Annotated in this window: 14 protein-coding genes; 4 read left to right on the forward strand and 10 right to left on the reverse strand. The window is 44.4% G+C overall.

Going from position 1 to position 23,701, the window contains the following annotated elements; all coding sequences use genetic code 11:
• Positions 1 to 3: 3 nt before the first annotated feature.
• The 6 genes from AC5WJX_RS09230 to AC5WJX_RS09255 form a co-directional block, all read right to left on the reverse strand.
• Entirely contained in the window at positions 4 to 1,056 is a 1,053-nt protein-coding gene (locus AC5WJX_RS09230) for a sugar phosphate isomerase/epimerase family protein (RefSeq protein WP_494484277.1), read from the reverse strand.
• A gap of 2 nt (positions 1,057 to 1,058) precedes the next feature.
• Positions 1,059 to 2,219, reverse strand: a complete 1,161-nt coding sequence (locus AC5WJX_RS09235; RefSeq protein ID WP_494484278.1) for a Gfo/Idh/MocA family protein — start codon at positions 2,217 to 2,219, stop codon at positions 1,059 to 1,061.
• Entirely contained in the window at positions 2,219 to 3,919 is a 1,701-nt protein-coding gene (locus tag AC5WJX_RS09240; RefSeq protein ID WP_440431744.1) for a GMC oxidoreductase, read from the reverse strand. Before AC5WJX_RS09240 ends, AC5WJX_RS09235 begins: the two co-directional genes overlap by 1 nt.
• A 12-nt stretch (positions 3,920 to 3,931) precedes the next feature.
• Positions 3,932 to 4,594 (reverse strand): gluconate 2-dehydrogenase subunit 3 family protein, encoded by a 663-nt coding sequence (locus tag AC5WJX_RS09245; protein WP_440431742.1) that lies wholly within the window; start codon positions 4,592 to 4,594, stop codon positions 3,932 to 3,934.
• A gap of 317 nt (positions 4,595 to 4,911) precedes the next feature.
• Positions 4,912 to 6,639 carry a RagB/SusD family nutrient uptake outer membrane protein gene (locus AC5WJX_RS09250; RefSeq protein ID WP_440431740.1) on the reverse strand — a complete coding sequence of 576 codons (1,728 nt, stop codon included), beginning with the start codon at positions 6,637 to 6,639 and terminating at the stop codon, positions 4,912 to 4,914.
• Between the two features lie 19 nt (positions 6,640 to 6,658).
• On the reverse strand, positions 6,659 to 9,883 hold the full coding sequence (locus AC5WJX_RS09255) for a SusC/RagA family TonB-linked outer membrane protein (protein WP_494484279.1): 3,225 nt from the start codon (positions 9,881 to 9,883) through the stop codon (positions 6,659 to 6,661).
• A 347-nt stretch (positions 9,884 to 10,230) separates the two neighbouring features.
• On the opposite strand from AC5WJX_RS09255, the gene AC5WJX_RS09260 reads away from it, so the two are divergent.
• From AC5WJX_RS09260 to AC5WJX_RS09275, 4 genes are all read left to right on the forward strand, one after another.
• Positions 10,231 to 13,263, forward strand: coding sequence for a SusC/RagA family TonB-linked outer membrane protein (locus tag AC5WJX_RS09260; protein ID WP_494484280.1), 3,033 nt, complete (start codon positions 10,231 to 10,233; stop codon positions 13,261 to 13,263).
• A gap of 15 nt (positions 13,264 to 13,278) precedes the next feature.
• Positions 13,279 to 14,790 carry a RagB/SusD family nutrient uptake outer membrane protein gene (locus tag AC5WJX_RS09265; RefSeq protein WP_494484281.1) on the forward strand — a complete coding sequence of 504 codons (1,512 nt, stop codon included), beginning with the start codon at positions 13,279 to 13,281 and terminating at the stop codon, positions 14,788 to 14,790.
• A gap of 147 nt (positions 14,791 to 14,937) precedes the next feature.
• Positions 14,938 to 15,885: an NAD-dependent epimerase/dehydratase family protein gene (locus AC5WJX_RS09270; protein ID WP_440431732.1), complete on the forward strand. Its 948-nt coding sequence runs from the start codon at positions 14,938 to 14,940 to the stop codon at positions 15,883 to 15,885.
• Between the two features lie 23 nt (positions 15,886 to 15,908).
• Positions 15,909 to 16,634, forward strand: a complete 726-nt coding sequence (locus AC5WJX_RS09275; protein ID WP_440431730.1) for a YebC/PmpR family DNA-binding transcriptional regulator — start codon at positions 15,909 to 15,911, stop codon at positions 16,632 to 16,634.
• 75 nt (positions 16,635 to 16,709) lie between these two features.
• Here AC5WJX_RS09275 and bglX read toward each other — a convergent pair whose 3' ends face one another.
• From bglX to AC5WJX_RS09295, 4 genes are all read right to left on the reverse strand, one after another.
• A complete protein-coding gene (bglX, locus tag AC5WJX_RS09280; RefSeq protein ID WP_494484282.1) occupies positions 16,710 to 19,013 on the reverse strand; it encodes a beta-glucosidase BglX in 2,304 nt (767 codons plus the stop codon).
• Positions 19,014 to 19,022: 9 nt separating this feature from the next.
• A complete protein-coding gene (locus tag AC5WJX_RS09285) occupies positions 19,023 to 20,768 on the reverse strand; it encodes a family 43 glycosylhydrolase (RefSeq protein WP_494484283.1) in 1,746 nt (581 codons plus the stop codon).
• A gap of 1 nt (position 20,769) precedes the next feature.
• The gene (locus AC5WJX_RS09290; RefSeq protein WP_494484284.1) at positions 20,770 to 22,134 is read right to left on the reverse strand and encodes a glucoamylase family protein; all 1,365 of its coding nucleotides are present in this window, start codon (positions 22,132 to 22,134) and stop codon (positions 20,770 to 20,772) included.
• Between the two features lie 75 nt (positions 22,135 to 22,209).
• Positions 22,210 to 23,697 carry a RagB/SusD family nutrient uptake outer membrane protein gene (locus AC5WJX_RS09295; protein WP_494484285.1) on the reverse strand — a complete coding sequence of 496 codons (1,488 nt, stop codon included), beginning with the start codon at positions 23,695 to 23,697 and terminating at the stop codon, positions 22,210 to 22,212.
• Between the last annotated feature and the right edge of the window lie 4 nt (positions 23,698 to 23,701).

Consider the following 23,701-nt stretch of genomic DNA (forward strand, 5'->3'; position numbering starts at 1 on the left):
GGGCTATAATCCTAAAATCTTGTTGTTAAAGTCTTCATCAGCGCCTGTTGCAGCAAAGTCGTCAAAGGCTCTGTCTGTCACTGGAATAATATGTTTTTTAATGAACTCAGCACCTTCTCTTGCACCAACATTGGAGTCTTTAAGACTGCATTCCCATTCCATTACCGCCCAACCTTTAAAGTCGTATTGCGTCAATTTGCTGAAGATGGTTTTAAAATCCACCTGTCCATCACCTGGCGAACGATATCTGCCTGCACGATTTGCCCAGCTCTGATAGCCGCCGAATGTGCCTTGTTTCCCAGTAGGGTTAAACTCGGAATCCTTTACATGAAAGGCCTTAATACGCTCGTGATAGAAGTCGATATACTGAATATAATCAAGTTGCTGCAGTACAAAGTGTGATGGATCATAAAGCAGACATGCACGAGGGTGGTTGTTTACTTTCTCCAGGAACATCTCGTAAGTTATGCCGTCAAATAGATCCTCACCCGGGTGGATCTCGTAACAAACGTCAACTCCACATTCATCAAATGTGTTTAAGATCGGCAACCAACGCTTTGCAAGCTCCTTGAAGCCAGCCTCCACCAATCCCTCAGGACGTTGTGGCCATGGGTGAAACATATGCCATAACAGTGATCCACTAAAGGTGGCATGCGCATTCAGACCAAGGTTCTGGGAGGCTTTTGCCGCATATTTCAGCTGCTGTACCGCCCATGCGGTTCTTGCCTGAGGGTTGCCATGAAGCTCTTTTGGTGCAAAAGCATCAAAGGCCAGGTCATATGCAGGGTTTACCGCTACCAGCTGTCCTTGCAGGTGTGTGGATAATTCTGTTATTTCCAGACCAAAGCTGTTCACTTTTCCTTTTAACTCCTCCGCGTAAGTCTTACTTTCAGCAGCCAGTTTCAGATTGATAAAACGATCATCTAAAGTTGGCATTTGTATGCCGACAAATCCTAATCCTGCCGCCCACTCACATATCCCTTCAAGGGAATTGAATGGCGCCTGTTCCTGAATAAACTGGGCTAAGAAAATAGCCGGTCCTTTTATTGTTGTCATCTTTAAATTTTAAATTCATACCACTTCTGGTCTGATTTACCTGAAGCGACTACATGCTCAATAAATGCCATTCCGCGTACACCATCTTCCGAAGTAGGGAAGTCCAGCATCTCCTCCGAAGGAGTTTCACCAGCGCTTACCATATCTATTGTACTCACAAAATTGCGGTAGATATTTGCAAAAGCTTCCAAATACCCTTCCGGATGGCCTGATGGTGTTCTGGTGTTGTGCTTAGCGTATGAACTTAGGTAATCATGCCCTGTTCTGTAGATCTGTGCTGGCGCATCAAGCCATTTCAGCTTCAAGGTATTCGGCTCTTCCTGATGCCATTCCAAGCCGCCTTTTTCTCCATATACCTTTATAGACAAGGCATTTTCTTCGCCGGCTGCAATTTGAGAAGCCATCAAGATTCCATTTGCGCCATTATCAAACTTCAGCAGAATATTTCCATCGTCATCTAAGGCACGCCCGTCAACAACGATGTTTAGATCTGCACACATATGTGAGATCTTCTGGTTAGATATATACTCTGCCAGTTGCGCAGCATGCGTACCAATATCTCCCATGCAGCCGCTGATGCCGCTTTTGGATGGATCAGTACGCCATGAAGCCTGCTTGTTACCTTCATTTTCAGAAGGCAGGCTCAACCAGCCTTGCGGATACTCGACACAAACTTTTCTGATGCGCCCAAGTTCACCGGCTTTCACCATCTGTCTTGCCTGTTTCACCATCGGATAACCAGAGTAGGTGTGCGTTAAACACACCAATAATCCGGTTTCTGTAGCTTTTGAATGCAATTTCTTTGCTTCTTCCAGAGTTAGCGTCATCGGCTTGTCGATCAAGACATGAAATCCCGATTCCAGTGCCAACATCGCAGGCTCAAAATGTGCAAAGTTAGGCGTAACAATACTCACAAATTGCATCCGCTGATCTGCAGGAAGCTGACTTTCTGCTTCAAACATTTCGGCATAACTGCCGTAGTTTCTACTATCTTCTATAAAAAGGGCACGGCCGGAAGCTTTTGCCTTTTCGGGATTAGAACTGAATGCACCGCAGCACAATTCAATTAATCCGTCCATGTTTGCAGCTATACGGTGAACGGCACCAATAAAGGCATCCTTGCCACCGCCAACCATTCCCATTCTTATTTTCTTTTCTGCCATTATAGATTTCCCTTTTTAAGTTCGGAAACAGCATAATCAGCTGCTCTGGCGGTAAGTGCCATGAATGTTAATGATGGATTCTGACAACCAATCGAAGGCATACAAGCACCGTCAGTCACGAATACATTGCTAACCTCATGCATTTGGTTCCATTTATTCAATACAGAAGTCTTTGGATCATTACCCATCCTTGCAGTACCCTGCTCATGGATTGCCATACCTGGAGTAGAACCATTGTCATAAGTAACAATGTTTTTCAAACCGGCAGCTTCAAGCATCTCAGCAGCATCATTTTTCATCGCTTCACGCATTTTGGTTTCGTTTTCTCTGAAAGTACAGTCGATGGCCAAAACAGGTAAGCCCCATTTATCTTTCTTGGTTTTGTCAAGTGTAACCTTGTTATCGTGGTATGGTAATGCCTCTCCGAAACCACCAAGGCCCATCTGCCAAACACCTGGAACAGTCATTTGATCTTTGAAATCACCACCAAACGCAAGTTCGGCAACATCCTGGTGCCAGCCGGTGCGGCTCGCACCACCCTGATAACCGAAGCCTCTTAGGTAATCACGTTTGTCGTTACCCATGTTTTGGTAGCGAGGTACGTAGATGCCATTTGCTCTTCTGCCGTAAGTGTATTTATCATCAAAACCTTCCGCAATACCAGATGCACCGCAACGGAAGTGGTGGTCCATCAAATTGTGTCCAAGCTCACCACTAGCATTGCCCAGTCCATTAGGATGTTCGTCTGAAGTGGAGTTTAAAAGAATATGGGTAGTACCTAATGTTGATCCGTTTACAAACACAATCTTTGCAAAGAATTCCATGTTTTCGTTAGTCTCGGAATCAATCACCATCACACCTTTAGCTTTCTTGGTCTCTTTATCATGGATGATGTGGCTCACCAATGAGTAAGGACGTAAGGTCAGGTTTCCGGTTGCAACAGCAGCCGGTAGGGTAGAAGATTGAGTACTGAAGTAAGCACCAAAAGGACAGCCTCTGCTACATAGGTTACGATACTGACATTTTCCACGTCCTTTATGAGGAACTGTAAGGTTTGCAGTACGGCCAATCGTTAAGATTCTTTCTCTTTTGTAGTGATCCTCAATACGTTTTTTAACGGACTTTTCTACACAGTTCATCTCCATTGGAGGCAGGAACTGTCCATCAGGAAGCGCAGGCCAGTTTTCATTTTGTCCACTGATACCGGCAAAACGCTCCGTGTAGTCATACCATTTTTCCAGGTCCTTATAACGAATCGGCCAGTCATTTCCATGACCATCCTTTAGGTTATCCTCGAAGTTAATGTCGCTGAAACGGTAGCTCTGACGGCCCCACATAAGTGACTTTCCACCAACATGAAAACCTCTGTACCAGTCAAAACGTTTTACCTCCGTATAAGGGCAATCTAAGTCATTTACCCAGAAACTTTCGTTAAATTCCTGATATGGATAATCACGCATTTGTACCGGGTGCGTTCTTTTTTGTTCTTCTGTCAGGCGGCCGCGGTGCTCAAATTCCCAAGGCTTTTTCATTGCCGTAGTATAGTCCTTAATGTGTTCTATATTTCTTCCGCGTTCCAGTAAAAGTACCTTTAAACCTTTTTCTGTTAATTCTTTTGCAGCCCAACCACCACTGATTCCCGAACCGATTACGATGGCATCATAGGTATTTTGTGCTGTAGCTTTTGTATTTAAGTTCATTTCTATAAAAAATTATGCGTAAACTCTTTGACCTGGTTTCATATCCACACAACCGTCATATCTGCCTGGAATATCAATGTATTCGTAAGCTTGTGTTGCGCCGATCTCAGAGGTAAAGTATCCAAGGATGGTCAGGTCACGGGCAATCGCGAAGAAGTAATGTTTGGTTGCTGGTTTTTTAGCAGCCATTGGATTTCCTGCTCTTTCTTTTTCTGGTTTCTTTTCAAGCTCTGCAGCTTCTTTCTCCTGAAGTTTGGTCGCCTCTTCTTTATCTTTTTTCTGCGCAGCGATGGTTTCTTCTCTGAATTTACCTAAAATTTCTGTGCGTTGTTCAGGCGTCAGGCTCACAAAAGAATTTTTGAATTTATCTTTTGATTCTTTTTCCAACTCCTCAAGTCCTTCAACGAATGCCTTTTGTGCCTCTTCAGGATAGCAATCTTTCATCATCAGTGAAATAAAAGGTCCCACACCAGCAGCTTTAGCACCAGGAGTTTTTGTAGTAGGAATGATGGTGTCAGCTAACTCAGCGAGCATTTTCTCCTGATCTGCTGAAAATAAATTTTCCGAAGAATTTTTCGAAGGCTGGCATCCTTCAAGGAATACGCCAATAGTTGTAGCAGATAATGCGCCTCCCATTAAAAAGGCGAAACTTTTAACTGCGTCTCTTCTATTCATGTGGTTTATATTTAGTTGTTAAAGGATTCAATTTCTTACAAAATCTAAAATAGAGAAAAATTTATTTGGAAAGCCTAATACCTAAACATTAATTTTTACTCTATAATGTATTTGTTACGCGTTTTGTGCAGTATGCACACATTACACATAGCGGCCGTGTCATGATTTTGGATTTTGTAAAAGCTATTATAATAGTCTTGGTTTTACTGCTGACTGGTCGCCAAACTCCAGGTATTCTGGACAACTTCAAAAATCGTGTAAACGCAAAAGAGGCTGAATCAGTGTGATCCAGCCTCTTTTGATCCAGGATTATGATATTAATAACCAGGATTCTGTTTCAGAATACCGTTACTTCTATCTAACTGATCCTGAGGAATTGGGAAATACTCATCAGCTGGGTCAATCGTTACTCCTTTTAAAGTAGAGAGATAATTGCCTTCGAAATTGAAGTAGCTGTCAAGTGTTTGCTTAAGGATACCCCAACGTACCAGATCATAGAAACGATGACCTTCCATGGCCAATTCAAGTCTTCTTTCAAACCTGACAGCGTTTCTTGCGTAAGTTGCATCCGGGAAAGAAGGATATGGGTTAACACGGTAGGTTGCTGCAGGAGTTCCCCCAACAACTTTGTCCGTGGCAACAGGAAGTTTTGCTGCACGAGCTCTAACGGCATTTACAAGTGTCAAGGCCCGTCCAAGATTGCCTAACTCCACTTCACATTCCGCAGCCATCAGGTAAACGTCTGCCAGACGAATCACATTCACGTTCAATCCGTTCACGTTTGTTGCTCCAGGCGCTGTTCCACTTGTAAATTGTGCGAATTCAATGGAGTTTTTGTACGGTACAAATGGACCACCCGTTGATGCTTCACGAATCCAGGTGTCACCTTCCATAATTCCCCAATCACGATAGGGTACGCCTCTTCTTCCCATAGTATAATCCATACGTGGATCGACCGTCAGTGAGCGCTCTAGTTGATACGCTGCTTTTTCAGTAGCACTTAGGCCGAAATCAGATTTGAATGGTGCATTTCTGTAGGTGTTATCCAAAAATGGAAGACCAGCCGCATTCACTTTGTATGAACTTGCAAGGTCAATCGAAGGTTGGAAGAACCCACAGCAGGTTGTTTTCGCTGTACCGCCGTAAGGATAATTTAACATGTCACCTACGTTTCCGTTATCTCCTCCAGTACCGTCACCGTTAACAGAATGTTGAACTGCAAAGATTGCTTCCGGACCGTTTTCTTTGGTAATATCAAAGTTGTCCTTAAATGGCATATCCACCAAATCAGGTTTTGAAGTGATCACTTCATTGAATAAAGGCAAAGCCTCAGCATATTGTTTCTGATACAAATAAACTTTACCAAGATAAGCTTGTGCAATGGTCTTGTTCATACGTCCAACTTGTCCTTTCGAGTTGGTCACGCCAAGGTTTTGAACTGCAAAAGTTAAGTCTGAAACAATTGCAGGATAAACATCTGCGGTATTGTCAACAGCTGGTTCGGTGGTCGCCTCCGTAATCAACGGAACGTTTTTGAATGCACGAACCAGGTAAAAATAATAATGCGCCCGCAATAATCTTGCTTCTGCTTGTACTTCAGTAGCTCTGGCATCCGAAAACTTAACTCCATTAGAGGATGATTGTAGCAAGGCCAACACACGAAGTGTATTGTTACAACGTGCAATGCCCTCGTAATATCTTTCCCAAAGGTTTGCTAAGTTGTCATTCGTGCTGGTCGGCGCATGCCTTTCAAGGGCATTCATGTTTGGTTGGTCACCGTTATCGCTACCTTTATGCGCGTTGTCTGATGTTACCTCTCCCAATAACCATTGGCTTGGTCCAGCTGCGTAGTTACCCCAGGTGCCATTCACGTTTCCGTTTAACAAGCCGTAAGCTCCAGTTAGTAAACCTTCAACGCCATCAATACTTGTAATCTGATCGACGTTCAACTGGCCCTGCGGCTTTTTATCTAGGAACTCTTTCTTACAACTTATCGTCGCAGTAGAGAGCATCACCGCTAATAATATATAATTAATCTTTTTCATAACTGTTTCTATTTAATCATTAAAAACCTACACTTAAGCCCAATAAGAATTGACGTGAGTTCGGATAAATACCACGGTCAATACCTGGTGCAGAGAATGTACTTGATTCCTGACTTACCTCTGGATCCAGGCCGGTATAATCTGTAATGGTGAATAGGTTAGTTGCACTTGCGTAAATACGAAGTTTGTTTATTCCGATTCTAGGTCCAAATACTTTTTGTGCCGGTAATGAATAGCCAATTTGCAAGTTCTTCATACGGAAGAAACTGCCGTTCTGCACATAATAGCTGGAAGAAGCATATTCAATTTCTGCAGCATTATTATACGGGGAAGGAATTAGACTAGAAGTGTTGGTCGGACTCCAGGCATTTAACAGACGCGTACTTCTAGCACCGGCGAATGTTGAAAAGTCGGTGAAGTACCGGTTTGCGTCATACAAGTCGTTTCCTTGTACGCCATTGAAGAACATGGCGATATCGAAGTTCTTGTATGAAGCGTTTAAGCTAAATGAATAATAAAAATCCGGATTAGGATTACCAATGATGGTTCTGTCCTTTGGATCGATGATGCCATCGCCATTGATATCTTGGTATTTAAATCCACCAACACGAGCACCGCTGTAAGCTGGACTTCCGGCGATATCAGCATCATTCTGGAAAATTCCAGCAACCTGGTAACCATAGAATGCACCAAATGGTTGACCTTCCTGAAGGATACTAGTTGTTAAGCTTCTAAAGCTACCGTAAGGCTGTTGAGCAATTCCTGGGGCAAGCGTTACAATTTTGTTAACGTTTCTAGAAAAGTTAACACCTAAATCAAACTTAAATGGATTGTCTGCATTTCTTCCATAGTGATAGTTTAAGGAAAGCTCGATACCTTTATTGCTCATATCACCCACGTTAACATAAGGTGAACTTCCTAGACCAACGGCCGTAGACGGCAATGGTACCGGATAAAGCATATCACTGGTCTTTTTATCATACCAGTCAAAAGATCCATCAATAGCGGAATCAAACAAAGTAAAGTCCACACCAATGTTAAGCGATCTTAAGGATTCCCATTTGATAGAAGGATTCGCATAATCTTGTTGCCATAGTCCGGTCGTTACTGCATTTCCGCCACCGAAGCCGTAAGCAGCACTCGAGATCGAAGATTGGAAGCGGTTTACGTACTGGTTAACCGGAATTCTTTGGTTACCGGTACCACCGTAACCTGCACGGAATTTCAAGTCTTGAAGCCAGGTTACTTTATCTTTCAGGAAGCTTTCCTCAGATAAACGCCATGCGATACTTGCTGCAGGGAAATAACCGTATTTATTTTCTTCACCGAAGTTTGATGATCCGTCACGACGAATAGTCACACTTGCTAAATAACGATCGTTGAAAGCGTAATCTGCACGACCAAATAATGAGTACAAAGAACCCACACTTCCGGAACTTGCATTGCTGATGTTTGATGAACCTACATTTAAGTAATAGTAGTCCATATCACCAAGTAAAAAGAAATCATTACGACCGCCATTCAGTTGTCTGTTTCTGGAACGGATGGCTTCAGTACCTGCCAACAAGTTGATTCTGTGCTTTTCTGCAATGGTAGTGGCATAAGTTAAGGTGTTTGTCCAAGTCCATTCTGTGGTATAACCTTGGAATTCGTTCAAGTTATTGGAGTTATTACCTTCAGAGAATTCAAGGTTTGGATAGCGCATGCTAATACCGTTGTAGTTTTCGTAACGTAAACCAAAGCTTGTTTTAGCAGTTAGCCCCTTTACAATGTCCAACTCAGCAAATGCATTTCCGAAAAAGAAATTGCTTTTGTTCAAGTTGTCTTTACCACGGTAAAGTACTGCAAGCGGGTTTTCAGCATTACCCAACTGGCTACCTTTACTACCAGCATAGTTACCCATGATGTCGTAAACCGGGATGATCGTTGGAATACGGTATGCCCATCCAATTGGACTACCTTCATCTTGGTATTCACCAGAAGTATTTTGGTTAACACCTAAGCCTACACCTTCGGTATAGCTGTATTGCAGGTTTTCACCAAAACGCAATCTTTTATCTAGTGCAGATACAGAGGTGTTTGCGCGAACGTTATAGCGTTTGAAGCCAGTGTACTTAATCGTACCTTCCTGATTTAAATAGCCGGAAGAAAAGCTGTAGGTAGAGTTTTCACCACCACCAGAAGCTGCAAGCTGATAATTTTGGATCGGCGCAACTTCTGTAATTTCTTCAAACCAATTAGTTCCCGCTTGGTTTGCTCTTGTAATTTGATACCAGGTATTTGGATTATTACTGTATTTTGCAGGATCAGCATCAGCAGGAGTCACTTCCTGGCCAGATTTACTGCCAGCAAGAAGATACTCTGGCAATACAGGTGTTGCACCATTACCATAGTTATTTCCTGTTGGCGTTTGCCCCGCATTACGGAATGTTGCGAAAACATACTCTGCATATTGTTGAGGGTTCATCATCTCCGGGAAAGAACTCTTTCTCGGTGCCTGTAAACCGTAATAAGTGTCAAAAGTAATTCTTGGTGGACCTTGAACACCTTTTTTAGTGGTGATGATCACGACCCCATTGTTCGCTCTGGCACCATAGATAGATGCGGAGGATGCGTCTTTTAACACCTGCATGCTTTCAATGTCATTCTGGTTTAACCAGCTGAGTTTTCCTTCGTAAGGAACACCGTCAACAACATAAAGTGGATCATTGTTGTTAATGGTAGTCACACCCCTTACCCGAATTTGTGGCGTAGAACCTGGTGCACCGTCAACAACGATCTGAACACCGGATGCTTTACCTTGTAAAGCTTCAACGGCACTGGCTGCTGGTTGTGACTTTAATTGTGCAACGTCCACAACGGCAACAGAACCTGTTAGATCCTTTTTACGTTGAGCGGTATAACCAGTTACAACAATTTCGTTCAGGTTATTGTCTTCTTGTCTCAAAGTGACGTTAACCGTGGTACGGCTACCTACGGTGACCTCCGTTGATTGATAACCAACGAAAGAAATAACGAGCACGTCGGATGGACTTGCCTGTATAGCGAATGCTCCATTTCCATCGGTCATGGTACCTTGTGCCGAATTTTTGATTTTAATGGAAGCGCCGGGAATCGGTGACTGATCGTCACTGCTGGTAACTCTACCGGTGATTCTGACCTGTGCATGCAATCCTAAAGACAGGAGCATGCAAGTAAGTAAAAGAAAGATCTTTCTTTTAGAACTTAGTAAATTTTTAAACATAAAATATTTGGTTAGTTGGTGAATTAATTTGGTTAGAAAAGGGGGTTCCTACATATGCTAAAATTTAAAGGTTAGAAAATCAGTTATCTATCGCTTAATACAATATTTAAACTTAACTAATATTCAGTCAATCTACCAACACATTCTAACAAAATTTTTACCGAGTGTGAAATTTCGTGAACAAAACGTGAAAATGCATTGACATTCCATTGAATGACTATTGTAAATTACGTTTAAAGCGTATATTGTTGATACAAAAGTTAGTAGAAATTCTCTTCATGTTTTTTGCTCTTATATGATGATTTTTTAACTAACTCTAATATTATTAACCAACCAAATAAAACATTATGAACAGAGCTCTACCTCCAGGGAACCGAGGCATTTTTTACAATGTCCCTTGTTTCTCAAAGTTTCAAAAACTTATCCTATGCTGCTTTCTGTTGCTGTTTGTTAATGCAGCAGCATTTGCGCAAACTGTAATTCGCGGTACTGTCCGGGATAATGAAAACAATGCACTCCCAGGTGCCACCGTTTCTGCTGTCGGTGCAACCGTCAAAGTGCTAACCGATGCAAGTGGTCGTTTTGCCATCACGGTGCCAGCAAATGTCACCCAACTAGCTTTCAGTTTCGTCGGACTGGAAACCCAAACCTTACCAATAAATAATCGCACTACAATTGACGTAGCCCTCGCTGGCTCTACCGAGCTTGATGTGGTGACGGTTGTTGGCTATGGTTCCGTTCGAAAGAGCGATCTCACCGGTGCAGCAACCACGGTATCCGCCAAGGACTTTAACAAAGGTCCTCTGAACGCACCCGACCAGTTGATCCAGGGTAAAGTTGCCGGGGTGCAGATGATCAACAACAGCGGTCAGCCCGGTGGTTCTACTACCGTTCGTATCCGTGGAAATACCGCCATCACCGGTTCTGGTCAGCCACTCTACGTTGTAGATGGTGTTGCGCTCGATAACCGCTCCGCACGTCCTTCTGCAAGCGGTGGAGTAGGAAATGTACCCGGAGGAAATCCATTGAACTTTATCAACCCTGCTGATATTGCCAGCATGGAAGTCTTAAAGGATGCTTCTGCAACAGCAATCTACGGTTCACGTGCGGCATATGGTGTCGTATTAATCACAACCAAACGTGGTCAGACTGGCGCCTCCAAAGTTGATGTTTCAGCATCAGCCGGCGTAAGCAACATGGCCAGAGAAATTGATGTTCTTGATGGAGATGAGTATCGTGCAGCATTAAACAGATATGGCGTTAGCCAGTTTGACTTTGGTGCAAACGTGAATGCTATGGATGAGATTACCCGTAGCGCTTACAACCAAAACTACTCTTTAGCTGTGAGTGGCGGTAATCAGGACAATACTTACCGGGCATCTTTCGGCTACCAGGATCAGCAAGGTATTATCCGGAAAACCGATTTCAAAAAGTACAGTGCTGCGGTAAATGGCAATTTTAAATTCCTCGATAGCAAAAAGCTTGGAATGGACGTTAACTTGGTGACCAGCCAGTATTTGGAAAACATTGCACCCATCACTACTGACGCAGGATTCAGAGGCAGTTTGATCAGTCAAGCACTATCCTGGAATCCAACCCGCGCATTCCGCAACCCTGATGGTTCCTTATTTATTGAACCGAGATCATCGATTGTTAATCCGCTAGCAATGTCAGAAGCTTCTAGCGACAAGTCAAAGGTTTCTACAATTCTGGGATCGGTGTCTCCATACTATAAAATTACAGACTTTTTAGAATATCGAATGCTGGCTAGTATCAACTACAGTACAGGTATTAGAAGAGCCTCTACCAGAAGCTACCTGAACCTTCCCGGCATTGAAGCAGATCTACCAAACTTCCTGGGCGGTTTTGCAAGTTATGCCAATAGTGAACTGGTTACACAGCAATTTACAAACACCTTAAACTTCAACAAGGAGATTGCTTCAAAATTGAACTTGAACGCTGTCCTTGGTTATGAGTATACGAACTATATTAATAAAGGTCTTGTAAGCACTGCCAGGGGATTTGGCGATCTTGATGCTGATTATACTGACGTGATGCAGGCGACCACCCCGGCAAACCGCAGTCTTAGCTCGTTCAATGATCCAACCACGCAGTTGCAGTCGTTTTTTGCAAGAGCTATTTTTAATTACGCAGATAAATACCTTCTAACAGCAACCTTCCGTGCGGATGGTTCGACCAAATTCGGATCTGAAAACCGGTATGGATACTTCCCGTCGTTTGCAGCAGCATGGAACATCAAGAATGAAAGTTTTCTGACAGATGTTGCCTGGCTAAACCAATTGAAGATCAGGGCTGGTTATGGTCTGACTGGAAATCAGGAATTCCCATCAGGTGCAGCTTTGCAACGATACAATTTAACTTACACCGGTGGGCCATCCACAGCAGGGGTAAACAATGCCAACAGGTTCCTGAAATGGCAGTCAGATACACAGATCAATCTTGGTGCTGATTTCGGACTATTTAATAACAAGCTGAGCGGTTCCATTGATTACTTCCATAAAAAGACCACTGACCTGTTGTTCCCTCGCACACCGTTCTATCCTTCTACCCCTGGAGCTTCCATTACCTGGACCAACCTGCCAGCAGAGATCATCAATAAAGGTTTAGAAGTTGCATTGTCTGGAAGTATCATTGAGAAAGAAGATATTTCATGGTCATTGGGTGGAAACGCAACCTTCATGAATAACACCGTGAAGAATCAAAATACTGGTCTCATCAATACCGGTGCTTTAAGCGGACAAGGTTTAAGCGACGTTACTGTTCAGGTCATCCAGAGTGGGCTTCCGCTTTTTGCATTCGTAACCAGAGAATTCAATGGTCTTGATGCAAATGGTTTTTCTACGTATACTGACGAAGGTTATACCTATTATTATGTAGGTAATCCGAATCCTAAAGTGATACTGGGATTAACCACAAACTTCCGCTATAAGAATTTAAGCTTAACGGCAAACTTTAACGGATCGCTCGGTCAAGACCTGTATAACAACACTGCAAACTCGGTACTACCGCTTTCCAACCTTGGAACTGGCAAGAACATCGCTAGTGGATTGTTAAATTCCCCAATTCAGGAGTCATTGGCAAACCCGATTGCTGCTTCCTCCCGTTACCTGGAAAAGGGCGACTATCTAAAACTTGCTAACGCAACCATCAACTACAACATTGGAAACGTGGGCAAGTCCATCAAAGCCCTAAACATCTTTGTGAACGGCCAGAACTTATTTGTAATCACCAAGTTCAAAGGTTTCGATCCGGAGGTGAATGTCGACAAGAATGTTAATGGTGTTCCATCAGCAGGTATCGAGTACATTTCTTATCCAACGGCAAGAACTTTCAACTTTGGCGTAAACTTTTCACTATAATAAAATTTAAAGAACATGAAGAATAGATATATAGCAGCTTTTGTCGCAGTCGCGCTTTTTGCGACGGGCTGCACCAAACTGGACGAAAAATTAAATGGACAAGTGGGTAATGCTGATTTAGGTGCAGGCAACGTTCCATCATTATTAGATGCAGCCTATACCTCAATGCGTAGTCCCTATCAAGGTACCTACGGTTGGTGGGCCTTGCAGGAGTTTCCAACTGATGAAGCCATTGCACCGACGCGAGCAGGTGACTGGGATGATAATGGCGCCTGGCGGGCATTACACTTACATAGATGGTCTGCAGATCATCCGCGGATATCCAGTGTTTTCCGTGATTTAAATAGTGTTACTTATGCGGCGACCAACCTTTTGCAATTCAGTCCCACACCTGTACAGGAAGCAGAAGCACGCTTTCTCCGTGCAATGGCACAATTCTCTATTCTTGATGGATGGGGTCAGGTGCCTTACCGCGATCCTGGAGAAGAAGTTACGGAGCCATCAAGGGTTCGCCCGGCAGCAGAGGCCTGGGACTTTATCGTCGCGGAGCTAAACGAGATACTTCCTAATCTTCCGGATGGACCTGTCCATGTTGCGAATAAAGATGCAGCTAGGGTATTACTAATGAAGTGCTACCTGAATAAGGGCGCTTTCCTGAACCGCCAGACGCCAACTTTTGACGCTGCGGACATGAACCAGGTGATTACCCTTGCCGATCAAATCATCAATTCCGGTAAATACACCTTATCTGCAAACTACTTTGACAATTTTGCACCGAACAACGATGCACTTTCCAAGGAGAATATCTTTACTGCGCAGAATATTGGTGGGGCGAGTGCGGGTGGTGTAAACAGCACCTGGATAGCCGGACTACATTACAGTCAGAGCCCCGGTGGAAACAACGGATTCGCTACCCTATCCGGATTTTATAACAAATTCGAAGCTAACGATCAGCGCAGAGGTGGAGACTACCCTGGGGTTACAAATGTTAGTGGAGTGAAAGTTGGGTTTTTAGTTGGCCAGCAGGTTAACCAAACCGGAACCTTGCTGAAGGACAGAAGGGGTAACAACCTGATTTTTACCCCTGAAGTAAGTATAATCGAAAGAGATCCCAACCACCTTGAGGTTGCCGGTATCCGGGTAATTAAATATCCAATCGACTATGCCAATCTTGCAACCGGAGTTTCCGAAAATGACTGGGTTTATTTCCGTTATGCGGATGTACTGCTGATGAAAGCTGAAGCATTGTTGAGAACTTCGCAAAACGGACCAGCCTTAACCATTGTGAACAGTTTGAGAGCAGTACGCGGCGCCACACCAATGACGGGATTAACGCTGCAGAATCTTTTAGATGAACGTGGAAGGGAATTTTTCTGGGAAGGTGTGAGACGACAAGACCTCATTCGTTTCGGCGAGTATCTAACACCTACACAGGAAAAAACGGTTGATGATCCAAAATATCTGCTGTTTCCAATTCCGAACAACCAGTTAACCAATCAAAACCTGGTGCAAAATCCAGGCTATTAATATCAGTTAAGTTGAATAAGGGCTAATAACTTCAGGTTGTTAGCCCTTTTTTGTTGGTGTTGTGCAATCGCAGCGATTTCCTTTACAAAACCAAACATTTTGCACAGGTTTCCGTGCTTTTTTTACCTTTGCCAAAACTTTAATTTAATGCGTGAGAAAATACTTGTTTTAGGCTCCAACGGGCAGATAGGTACCGAACTTGTTACCGCTCTTAGAAAAATTTACGGCGAGGATTATGTAATCGCATGCGATATCCGCCGCCCAGACTATGACATCAAAAATTCTGGTCCCTTTGAGTTCGTCAATGTTCTGGAAAAAGATACCTTAAATACCATCTTCCAGAAGTATAAACCAACACAAGTTTATCTTTTAGCAGCATTATTATCCGCAACTGGCGAACAGAATCCAAAACTTGCCTGGGACCTGAACATGAACGGCTTGTTAAATGTGCTTGAGCTTGCTTTGACTTACAAAACTGCCAAAGTCTACTGGCCGAGTTCTATCGCTGTATTCGGTCCGAATTCACCAAAGAACAATACCCCACAATATTGTGTCATGGACCCAAACACCGTTTACGGTATCAGTAAGCTGGCAGGTGAAAGATGGTGCGAATACTATAACCAGAAATACGGGCTTGACGTTAGAAGCATCCGCTACCCAGGACTGATCAGCTGGAAAGCTGCACCAGGTGGAGGCACCACAGACTATGCCATCCATATTTTCCATGATGCTTTGAAAAAAAGCAGTTACGCGTCCTTCCTGGATGCGGACACCGAGCTGCCAATGATGTATATGGATGACGCAATCCGTGGTACAATTGAATTAATGGATGCACCCGCACAATACATCAGCATCAGATCTAGTTATAACTTCGCAGGTGTAAGTTTTACCCCAGAGGTGCTCGCCTCGGAAATTAAAAAGCATATTCCGGATTTTGAGCTAACTTACACCAACAATGATCCGCGCCAACTTATCGCCAACAGCTGGCCAAGTTCTATCGATGATTCCTTCGCCACCAAAGATTGGGCATGGAAACCACAGTTTGATCTGGCAAAGATGACCTCGGATATGTTAGACAATTTAAAAAACAAATAAGGTAACCCCTTCAACAAAATACAATGGGAAGAGCATTTGAATTTAGAAAAGAAAGAAAATTTAAACGCTGGGCAAAAATGGCTGTCCAGTTTACACGTATAGGTAAAGAGATCGTAATGGCTGTTAAAGATGGCGGCCCAAACCCTGATACCAACTCCCGACTGCGTACGGCCGTTCAGAATGCGAAAGCGGTGAACATGCCGAAAGATCGCGTCGACGCTGCCATCAAACGTGCATCAAATAAGGATGAGAACGGATACGAAGAACACGTATATGAAGGTTATGCACAACATGGTGTAGCCATCCTGATAGAAACTGCTACCGACAATACCAACAGAACCGTAGCCAACGTTCGTAGTTATTTCAATAAGACCGGCGGTACCCTTGGTAAAACAGGTTCCCTGGATTTTATCTTTAACCGTAAATCAATCTTCAGATTTATACCAGGTGATCGCGATCTTGAAGAACTGGAATTTGAATTGATCGATGCCGGACTTGAGGAACTCTACCTGGAATCTGACGAAGAAGGAAATGATATTGCAGTTGTTCAGACCGCATTCGAAGACTTCGGTAAAATGCAGAAGTCGCTTGAAGACCTAGGTGTTGAAATGAAGAGTGCCAAACTGGAGCGTGTAGCTTTATCTACCACGCCAATCTCCGAAGAGCAGGCTGCTGATGTTTTCAAGCTTATTGATAAGCTGGAGGAAGACGACGACGTACAGGCGGTTTACCATAACATGGCAGACTAGAAATTAAATAAAGCACATAAAAAAAGCGACTTACACTTAGTGTAAGCCGCTTTTTTTATGTGCTCCTGATAACGATTATAGCAGTTTAAAATCCGCTTCTTTAACGTCTCTGGAGTTTGATCCAATAAACAACTTGAAATCGCCTGGCTCGGCAACATATTGCAGATCGGCATTGAAAAACTTCAGATCATCCGCGGTAAGCGTAAAAGTCACTTCCTTACTTTCACCTGGCTTCAAGCTGATCTTCTGGAAGCCTTTAAGCTCCTTTACCGGGCGGGTGATGCTGCCCACCATGTCACGGGTATAAAGCTGAACTACTTCCTTACCTTGATACTTTCCAGTGTTTGTCACCGTAACTTTTGCCGCAATGGATTCACCAGCTTTGAAAGATGATGCAGACAACTTGATATCACCATAACTGAAAGTGGTATAACTTAATCCATAGCCAAAAGGATAAAGTGGTTCATTGGTTACATCCAGGTAATTGGAGCGGAACTTAGAAAACCATTTTCCTTCTTCCAATGGCCGGCCGGTATTTTTATGGCTATAATAGATTGGCACCTGACCAACATTCTGCGGGAAGGTTGCAGTAAGCTTTCCGGAAGGATTTACATTTCCAAAAAGCACATCTGCAATCGCTGGGGCTGCCTGGGTACCACCAAACCAAACGTTCAAAATCGCAGGTACATTTTCACTTTCCCATTTCAATGCCAATGGTCTGCCGGTAAATAGTACTAATACCACCGGCTTGCCAGTTTTTAACAAGGCAGCCAACAAACGTTGTTGTACATCTGGAATCTCCAGGTCTGTACGGCTGGAACTTTCGCCGCTCATCTCCGAACTTTCACCTAAAGCTGCAACAACAACGTCCGCTTTTTTAGCATTTTCTACCGCTTCCTGAATGATCACTTCTTCACTACGGTTATCACGTGGGATCTCACGACCAAACATGGTCGCTCTTTCCTGGTAAGCAGGATCTGAAAGCAAGTTTGAACCCAGGCTATGCAGGATCTTTACATTTTTGCTAACCACAGTTTGAAGACCCTCCAACAAGGATGGCGTGTTGTTCAATTCAGCATTCACACTCCAGGTACCCGGCATGTTGCTTCTGGTATTTGCCAATGGTCCCACCAGCGCAATGGTACCCGTTTTCTTAAGCGGTAACAAATTGTTCTGGTTTTTTAAAAGCACGAAACTTTGTGTCGCTACCTCACGTGCAGCTTGCAGGTTTGCAGGGGTTAAGATTTCTTTTTTCGCCCTTGCGTCATTGCAGTAGCGGAAGGGGTCATCAAATAAGCCGAGTTTATATTTTGCTTCCAAAACTAAACGGCAGGCATTGTTAATCTGTTCTTCGGTTACTTTACCTTCTTTCAGCGATTTTCCAAGGGTGTTCAAAAAGCCCTCACTTACCATATCCATCTCCACACCAGCTTTCAAGGATAAAGCAGATACCTGCTGAAGATCGCCAAGTCCGTGATCAATCAATTCGGAAACGGCAGTATAATCTGTAACAACAAAACCATCGAAGCCCCATTGCTTACGCAGCAGGTCAGTCATCAACCACTTATTTGCAGTCGCAGGCACACCGTTGATGTCGTTAAAGGAAGTCATCACGCTACCTGCACCAGCATCAATCGCTGCCTTGTAAGGTGGCAGGTATTCGTTGTACATGCGGTGTAAGCTCATGTCGGTGGTATTGTAATCACGACCTGATTCTGCAGCTCCATACAAAGCAAAGTGTTTTACACAAGCCATAATGGTGTTGTATTTCGTCAGGTCGTCACCCTGATAGCCTTTTACCATCGCTTTAGCGATTTCTGAACCCAGGTAAGTGTCTTCTCCACTGCCTTCCGAGATCCTGCCCCAGCGTGGGTCCCTCGAAATGTCAACCATAGGGGAGAAGGTCCAGTTCAGACCATCTGCACTGGCTTCTCTTGCTGCAATTTTTGCTGTTTTCTGGATCAAGGGCAGATCCCAGGTCGCTGCCAGACCTAGTGGAATGGGGAAGGTGGTTTTGTAACCATGGATCACGTCCTGACCGAAGATCAAAGGGATCTTCAATCTGCTTTTGTTCACCGCAATCTCCTGTGCTTTGCGGATGCGTTGTGGCGTGGTCATGCTGAAAATACCGCCGACCTGGCCACGCTGAATTTTACCTTCAACATCCGAACTTACCGCAGAGCCCGTTGTAGCCTCTCCGCCGGTCACCAGGTTTAACTGGCCAATTTTCTCTTCAATCGTCATTTTCGACATCAATGTCGAAATAAACGAATTCATTTTCGGATTTGCAGAAGCCGCTGGCTTCGTCTGTGCAAACCCACCGCCACTGCTAAAAAGCAGTGCAGTTATCATCAGATAAGTTGATTTTTTCATATTCATTTCTTGTCTTTATTCTGCCTTAATGATGTCCGACAATTTTGATTGTCCGTTCTCATTCAATGCCTCAATACGGAAGTAGTATGGCTTTTCTTTGTCCATGCCTTTGTACCAGTACTCGTTGGCACCATAGATCATGATGCAGTTATACAGCTTTTCGGGATCCGTACCAATGTAAATGTTGTAAGCATAGGCGTCATCATTCGTGATCCACCTGATCCAGGCGCTTCGCTTGTCTTTTTCAGTTCTTAAAACCATGAAGTCCTTAACAGGAGCAGGTTTCGCGATAGCTGCCTTTCCGAATACCCTTAAACCGCTGATCGCAAACTTTCCAGTTGGCATGTGGATGTTAACCATTTTGATGAATCTGGCATTTACCGGCTTTTCGAGCTCCAGGTAATCGTGTGGAACATCGGTTTTGTTCTTGCTCTTATCTACGAGCAACTGCCACTTCTTTCCATCTACGCTGTATAGAAGTTGATATTGGTGGTAAATGCCCTGCTGTTTACCCAGGAATGTTGCATCCTGATCAGCATAGTTCAACTGTACAGCATGTACGGTGGAAACACGGCCCAGATCTGTTTGGATCCATTCGCCATTTTTGGCACTTGCTGCACTCCAGTAGGTCCTGATGCGCTCATCCACGGCGTTGTTTGCGTGGTAGCCACCTAAGGTGCTCGAAACCTGTACGGGTTTGTTATAGTTTAGCAACATCCAACCAGTAAACCTGCTTTTTAGATGATTATCAGCCTTCGTCGGGAGGTAATGCGGATAGTCTCCAAAGGCTGTGTTGGTGTACATTACATCATCTTTATCAAAGCCAGTCGGCCAGATCCCGATCCGTCGTTCGAAGTTATTCTTCACCGATACGACCATCGTGGATACATGCCAGTAGTTCTTCCAGTTGTCCTGGAAGGTTGCACCATGACCTGCACCTCTGGCAAATCCACCCGCTTTCCAGGATAGGGGCAGCGACTGATGTTCGAAAGGCCCAAGCGGCGTTGTACCTATAGCTACACCATCTGCATAGCCGCTAAATTCTGTTGCTGGGGCACCATACTGCAGGTAGTATTTGTTGTTGTGTTTGGTTACCCAGGCACCTTCCATAAATGGATCCAGAAAGGTGTTGTCCAGGTGTTCGCCAAAGCGCTGCCAGCCGTAGCGATCCGGGCGTAGTAACAACAGCTCCTTGCGGGTACCGATCGGCTCAAAGGTTTTCCGGTTTAACTCCACACCATACAAGGGGTAAACATTGCTGCTGCCGTTGTACATGTATAAGCGCCCGTCATCATCTACAAAGTGTGCCGGATCCCATCCACCGATGTCAAAGTTCTCCACCACCTCTTTCCAGTCATTACCCTTCGGATTGGTACTCATCCAGATCGGGAAATTGCGGGCATAGGTAGAACCGAAAACCAGCATGGTATCGCCCTGTATCCATACAGAAGGCGCACAGAGGTCATCATAAACCTTGTGCTCGGGGCGCAGGAAAGATTTGGACACGAAGTTCCAGTTGCTTAAGTCACTGCTCCACCAATATCCCCATTGATTGGTGGAAAACAGGTAATAGTCGCCTTTATAGTTCACAATTACCGGATCAGCAGTCGCCCGGTGTTTACCTTGCGTAGCGAAGTTGGGGATAGGCGTATAGCCGTAATCCAGGTTAATTGGATTGCAATAGGTAAGCTGTTTCTTCTGTGCGATTAACTGCACAGAAAGCAATAATAAAGCAATCAAAAGTGGAGTTCTCTTAAACATACTATGGATTTAAAGCCGGACTTTTAAAGCCCAGCTTGGTTAAACCTGCTTTTACATCCGGGTTGCTCATAAAAAGCTTCCACAACAATCCGCTGCGGTGGTTCTCGATCATCAAGATGATCGGCCCTTGATCAATCGCCAGGTGCGACTTCGCTACCCAGTTGTGCTGATCACTAAAAGCGTCTGCAAATCCATATTCGGTCCAGATCTGATCACCTTTATCCTCGTAAAAGTGTCTTAAAGCCTGCATCGAATACTCCGGGGTATAAGGAAAGGACGACAAAGCCGCAGTAGGGGTGATTACACCCAGATCTTCCGTCGGTGAATGTGCCGCATAACCTTGCCAGCTGTCACTTGCAGTTAAACCCCAGCTGTTTGCGCTGTAGCCTTTGTAGCCTTTTGGATTTTCAATACAGTAGGCACGATTAATCAGCGTGTGTGCCTTATTCTGCTCAAAGTAGTCGGCCTTGCCATCGTTTAATCCTCTTGGATCAAGTCCCAGGAAGGAGTAATGTGAAAAGAACAGCGGACCGCCGTATTCAAAGCCTAAGGGAAGTGTGATGTCAAAGTATTTTTTACCATTGAAGAAAGTATTGTTATTGGCGAATCCATCTTCATATACTCTACGGCTAATGGAGTTTTTCGGCGAAGCCGCTGCCAATACATAACTCATCAGGCATTCATTCCAGCCTTTGATCTGGTGGTTCATGCTCCAGCCGTTATTAGGGCTCCAATGCCAGTAAAGAACATTCTGGTCTTGGGTAAACCAATCCCACTCAATGCCTTCCCACATCCAGGTAATCTTATTACGGATGTCCCGCTCTACGGCATTATCTGCTGTATAGTATTGTTTCGCGGTCAACAGTCCCTGGAAAAGAAATGCGGTTTCTACAATATCAGCACCATCGTCCTTAGGACTAAAACGAATGACCTTTCCCGTTGCACCGTTTAGCCAGTGCGGAAAAGCACCATGGAACATGTCTGCTTTCCAAAGGAAATCCACAATTTTCTTGGTGTGTGCTGCAGCCTCTTCGCGGCTGATGAACTTACGTTCGGCGGCAACAATGGTAGCCATAACACCGAAGCCAGTACCGCCTGTGGTCACTACTTCATCGCCATAGTCGAAGGAGCGATTGCTTCGTTCCCTTGCCATGCCGCTTACCGGGTGTGCAAAGTCCCAGAAATAGCGGAAGGTTTGTTTCTGCACCAGGTCAAGTAGCTGATCATCCGTCAGCCCTTTTTTGATCTTCAACTCCGGTTTAATGTAGTTTGCAGTTTTCTTTTGCGCCGATGCTGTGATACTCAGACAGGAGAATAAAGACACTACTGCGAGGATTAGGAGTTGCCTTTGGTTAATCTTTAGCATAGTCTTGATTTTAAAAAGGTTGCCGTTGATGCGGCAACCTTCAAGTTAAAATATAGATAAGGGTTTGTGTGTGTATTAGTAGCCGGGGTTTTGGGTAAGTAAGCCACCACTCAGGTCAATCTCCTGTTGTGGTACCGGCCAGACTTCGTTCTTATTCGCTTTCCAGCCTTTAGGACCAAATACTTCCAGTCCACGACCTTGACGAATGACGTCGAAATAGCGGTCGTTTTCCATCGCAAGTTCCACCTGACGCTCTTTGTAGATCGCGTTTCTAAGTATTGCCTGATCTGTTGCAGTTACCGGAGGTAATACACTCAGCGGATTATTGCCTCTTGCTCTGGCACGTACCAGGTTAAGTGATGTCAATGCGCGTCCCGCATCGCCAAGTTCGTTTGCCGCCTCAGCATTCATTAACAGAATGTCGGCATAGCGCAGTACGCGGATATTTTGTTGCGCACCTTCATTGAAGCCGGAAACACGAAGGTTAAATGGTACATACGACTTCTGGTTATACATTGGATTAGGAACCGTGGTCGGGATGGTATCTCTTTGAGGAGTAACTTCACCTCTGAAAATAATGGTTGCATCTCTTCTTGGATCATTTGGCTCATATGCTGCAGCCAATGCCGGTGATGGTACATTAAAGCCCCATCCGCCACCAGGTACACCAGCCACACCCTGAACCTGGCTGTACTGGGAATTCGACGCAGGCGCATTACCTGGTAGAAGTTCTGCCTGGATTTCAAACACAGATTCACTGTTATTTTCATTCTCCGTACGGAATTGCTTTTCATAGTCCGGAAACAACGCATAACCCATGCCCATTACCTGATTGGTCAGCGACAGCACGTCGTTCCACTTCTTCTGGTATAAAGCTACTTTGGCGTGTAATCCCAATGCTGCACCTTTGGTAGCGCGTCCGAGGTCTGTAGCAGGGTAGTTCGGCGGAAGTACAGCGGCCGCATCAGTTAGATCCTGCTCAATTTGTGCATAAACCTGATCCTTTGCTGCACGTGGCACGTTGTATTCAGAGGCGTCTTTCGGTATGGAAATCCTTAAAGGGACGTCTCCATAAGCCCGCACCAATCTAAAGTAAGATAAAGCCCGTAAGAACTTCGCTTCGGCAATGAATCTTGCTTTTAGATTTTCATCCATCTCAATTGCCGGGATATTTGTAATCACCTGGTTTGCAAGATTGATGTTCTGGTATTGACCGGTCCAGAAGCTCTGTAGTGATCCCTCGGTAGAGGTTACAGTATAGGTGTCATACAGGTTCCAAAAGGTTGCGTCATTCGGCGTGCTACCTTTATCCGCTTCATCCGAACCTACACTTTCAATAACCAATGCCGGGAAGGCTACATTCTCCCAGGAGCGTAGATTGGCGTAAATTGCGTTTACCGCTTTGGTTGCATCATCGGCGGAAGTCCAGAATTGTGATGATGGCTGTTGTGCTTGTGGGTCAACATCCAGGAAGCTTTTTTTACAAGCGGATACCAGGAGTGTCGTGGATAATAAAGCTACACCCAGACTTTTAATGATATAGGTATTATTTAGGGTTTTCATGGTT

It is taken from the genome of Pedobacter sp. NEAU-ZC8 (assembly GCF_059278965.1).

Excerpts from the sequence above, each read along its gene's own strand:
- AC5WJX_RS09230 (WP_494484277.1), bottom strand. The coding sequence starts at position 1,056 with ATGACAACAATAAAAGGACCGGCTATTTTCTTAGCCCAGTTTATTCAG.
- AC5WJX_RS09235 (WP_494484278.1), bottom strand. The coding sequence starts at position 2,219 with ATGGCAGAAAAGAAAATAAGAATGGGAATGGTTGGCGGTGGCAAGGAT.
- AC5WJX_RS09240 (WP_440431744.1), bottom strand. The coding sequence starts at position 3,919 with ATGAACTTAAATACAAAAGCTACAGCACAAAATACCTATGATGCCATC.
- AC5WJX_RS09245 (WP_440431742.1), bottom strand. The coding sequence starts at position 4,594 with ATGAATAGAAGAGACGCAGTTAAAAGTTTCGCCTTTTTAATGGGAGGC.
- AC5WJX_RS09250 (WP_440431740.1), bottom strand. The coding sequence starts at position 6,639 with ATGAAAAAGATTAATTATATATTATTAGCGGTGATGCTCTCTACTGCG.
- AC5WJX_RS09255 (WP_494484279.1), bottom strand. The coding sequence starts at position 9,883 with ATGTTTAAAAATTTACTAAGTTCTAAAAGAAAGATCTTTCTTTTACTT.
- AC5WJX_RS09260 (WP_494484280.1), top strand. The coding sequence starts at position 10,231 with ATGAACAGAGCTCTACCTCCAGGGAACCGAGGCATTTTTTACAATGTC.
- AC5WJX_RS09265 (WP_494484281.1), top strand. The coding sequence starts at position 13,279 with ATGAAGAATAGATATATAGCAGCTTTTGTCGCAGTCGCGCTTTTTGCG.
- AC5WJX_RS09270 (WP_440431732.1), top strand. The coding sequence starts at position 14,938 with ATGCGTGAGAAAATACTTGTTTTAGGCTCCAACGGGCAGATAGGTACC.
- AC5WJX_RS09275 (WP_440431730.1), top strand. The coding sequence starts at position 15,909 with ATGGGAAGAGCATTTGAATTTAGAAAAGAAAGAAAATTTAAACGCTGG.
- bglX (WP_494484282.1), bottom strand. The coding sequence starts at position 19,013 with ATGAATATGAAAAAATCAACTTATCTGATGATAACTGCACTGCTTTTT.
- AC5WJX_RS09285 (WP_494484283.1), bottom strand. The coding sequence starts at position 20,768 with ATGTTTAAGAGAACTCCACTTTTGATTGCTTTATTATTGCTTTCTGTG.
- AC5WJX_RS09290 (WP_494484284.1), bottom strand. The coding sequence starts at position 22,134 with ATGCTAAAGATTAACCAAAGGCAACTCCTAATCCTCGCAGTAGTGTCT.
- AC5WJX_RS09295 (WP_494484285.1), bottom strand. The coding sequence starts at position 23,697 with ATGAAAACCCTAAATAATACCTATATCATTAAAAGTCTGGGTGTAGCT.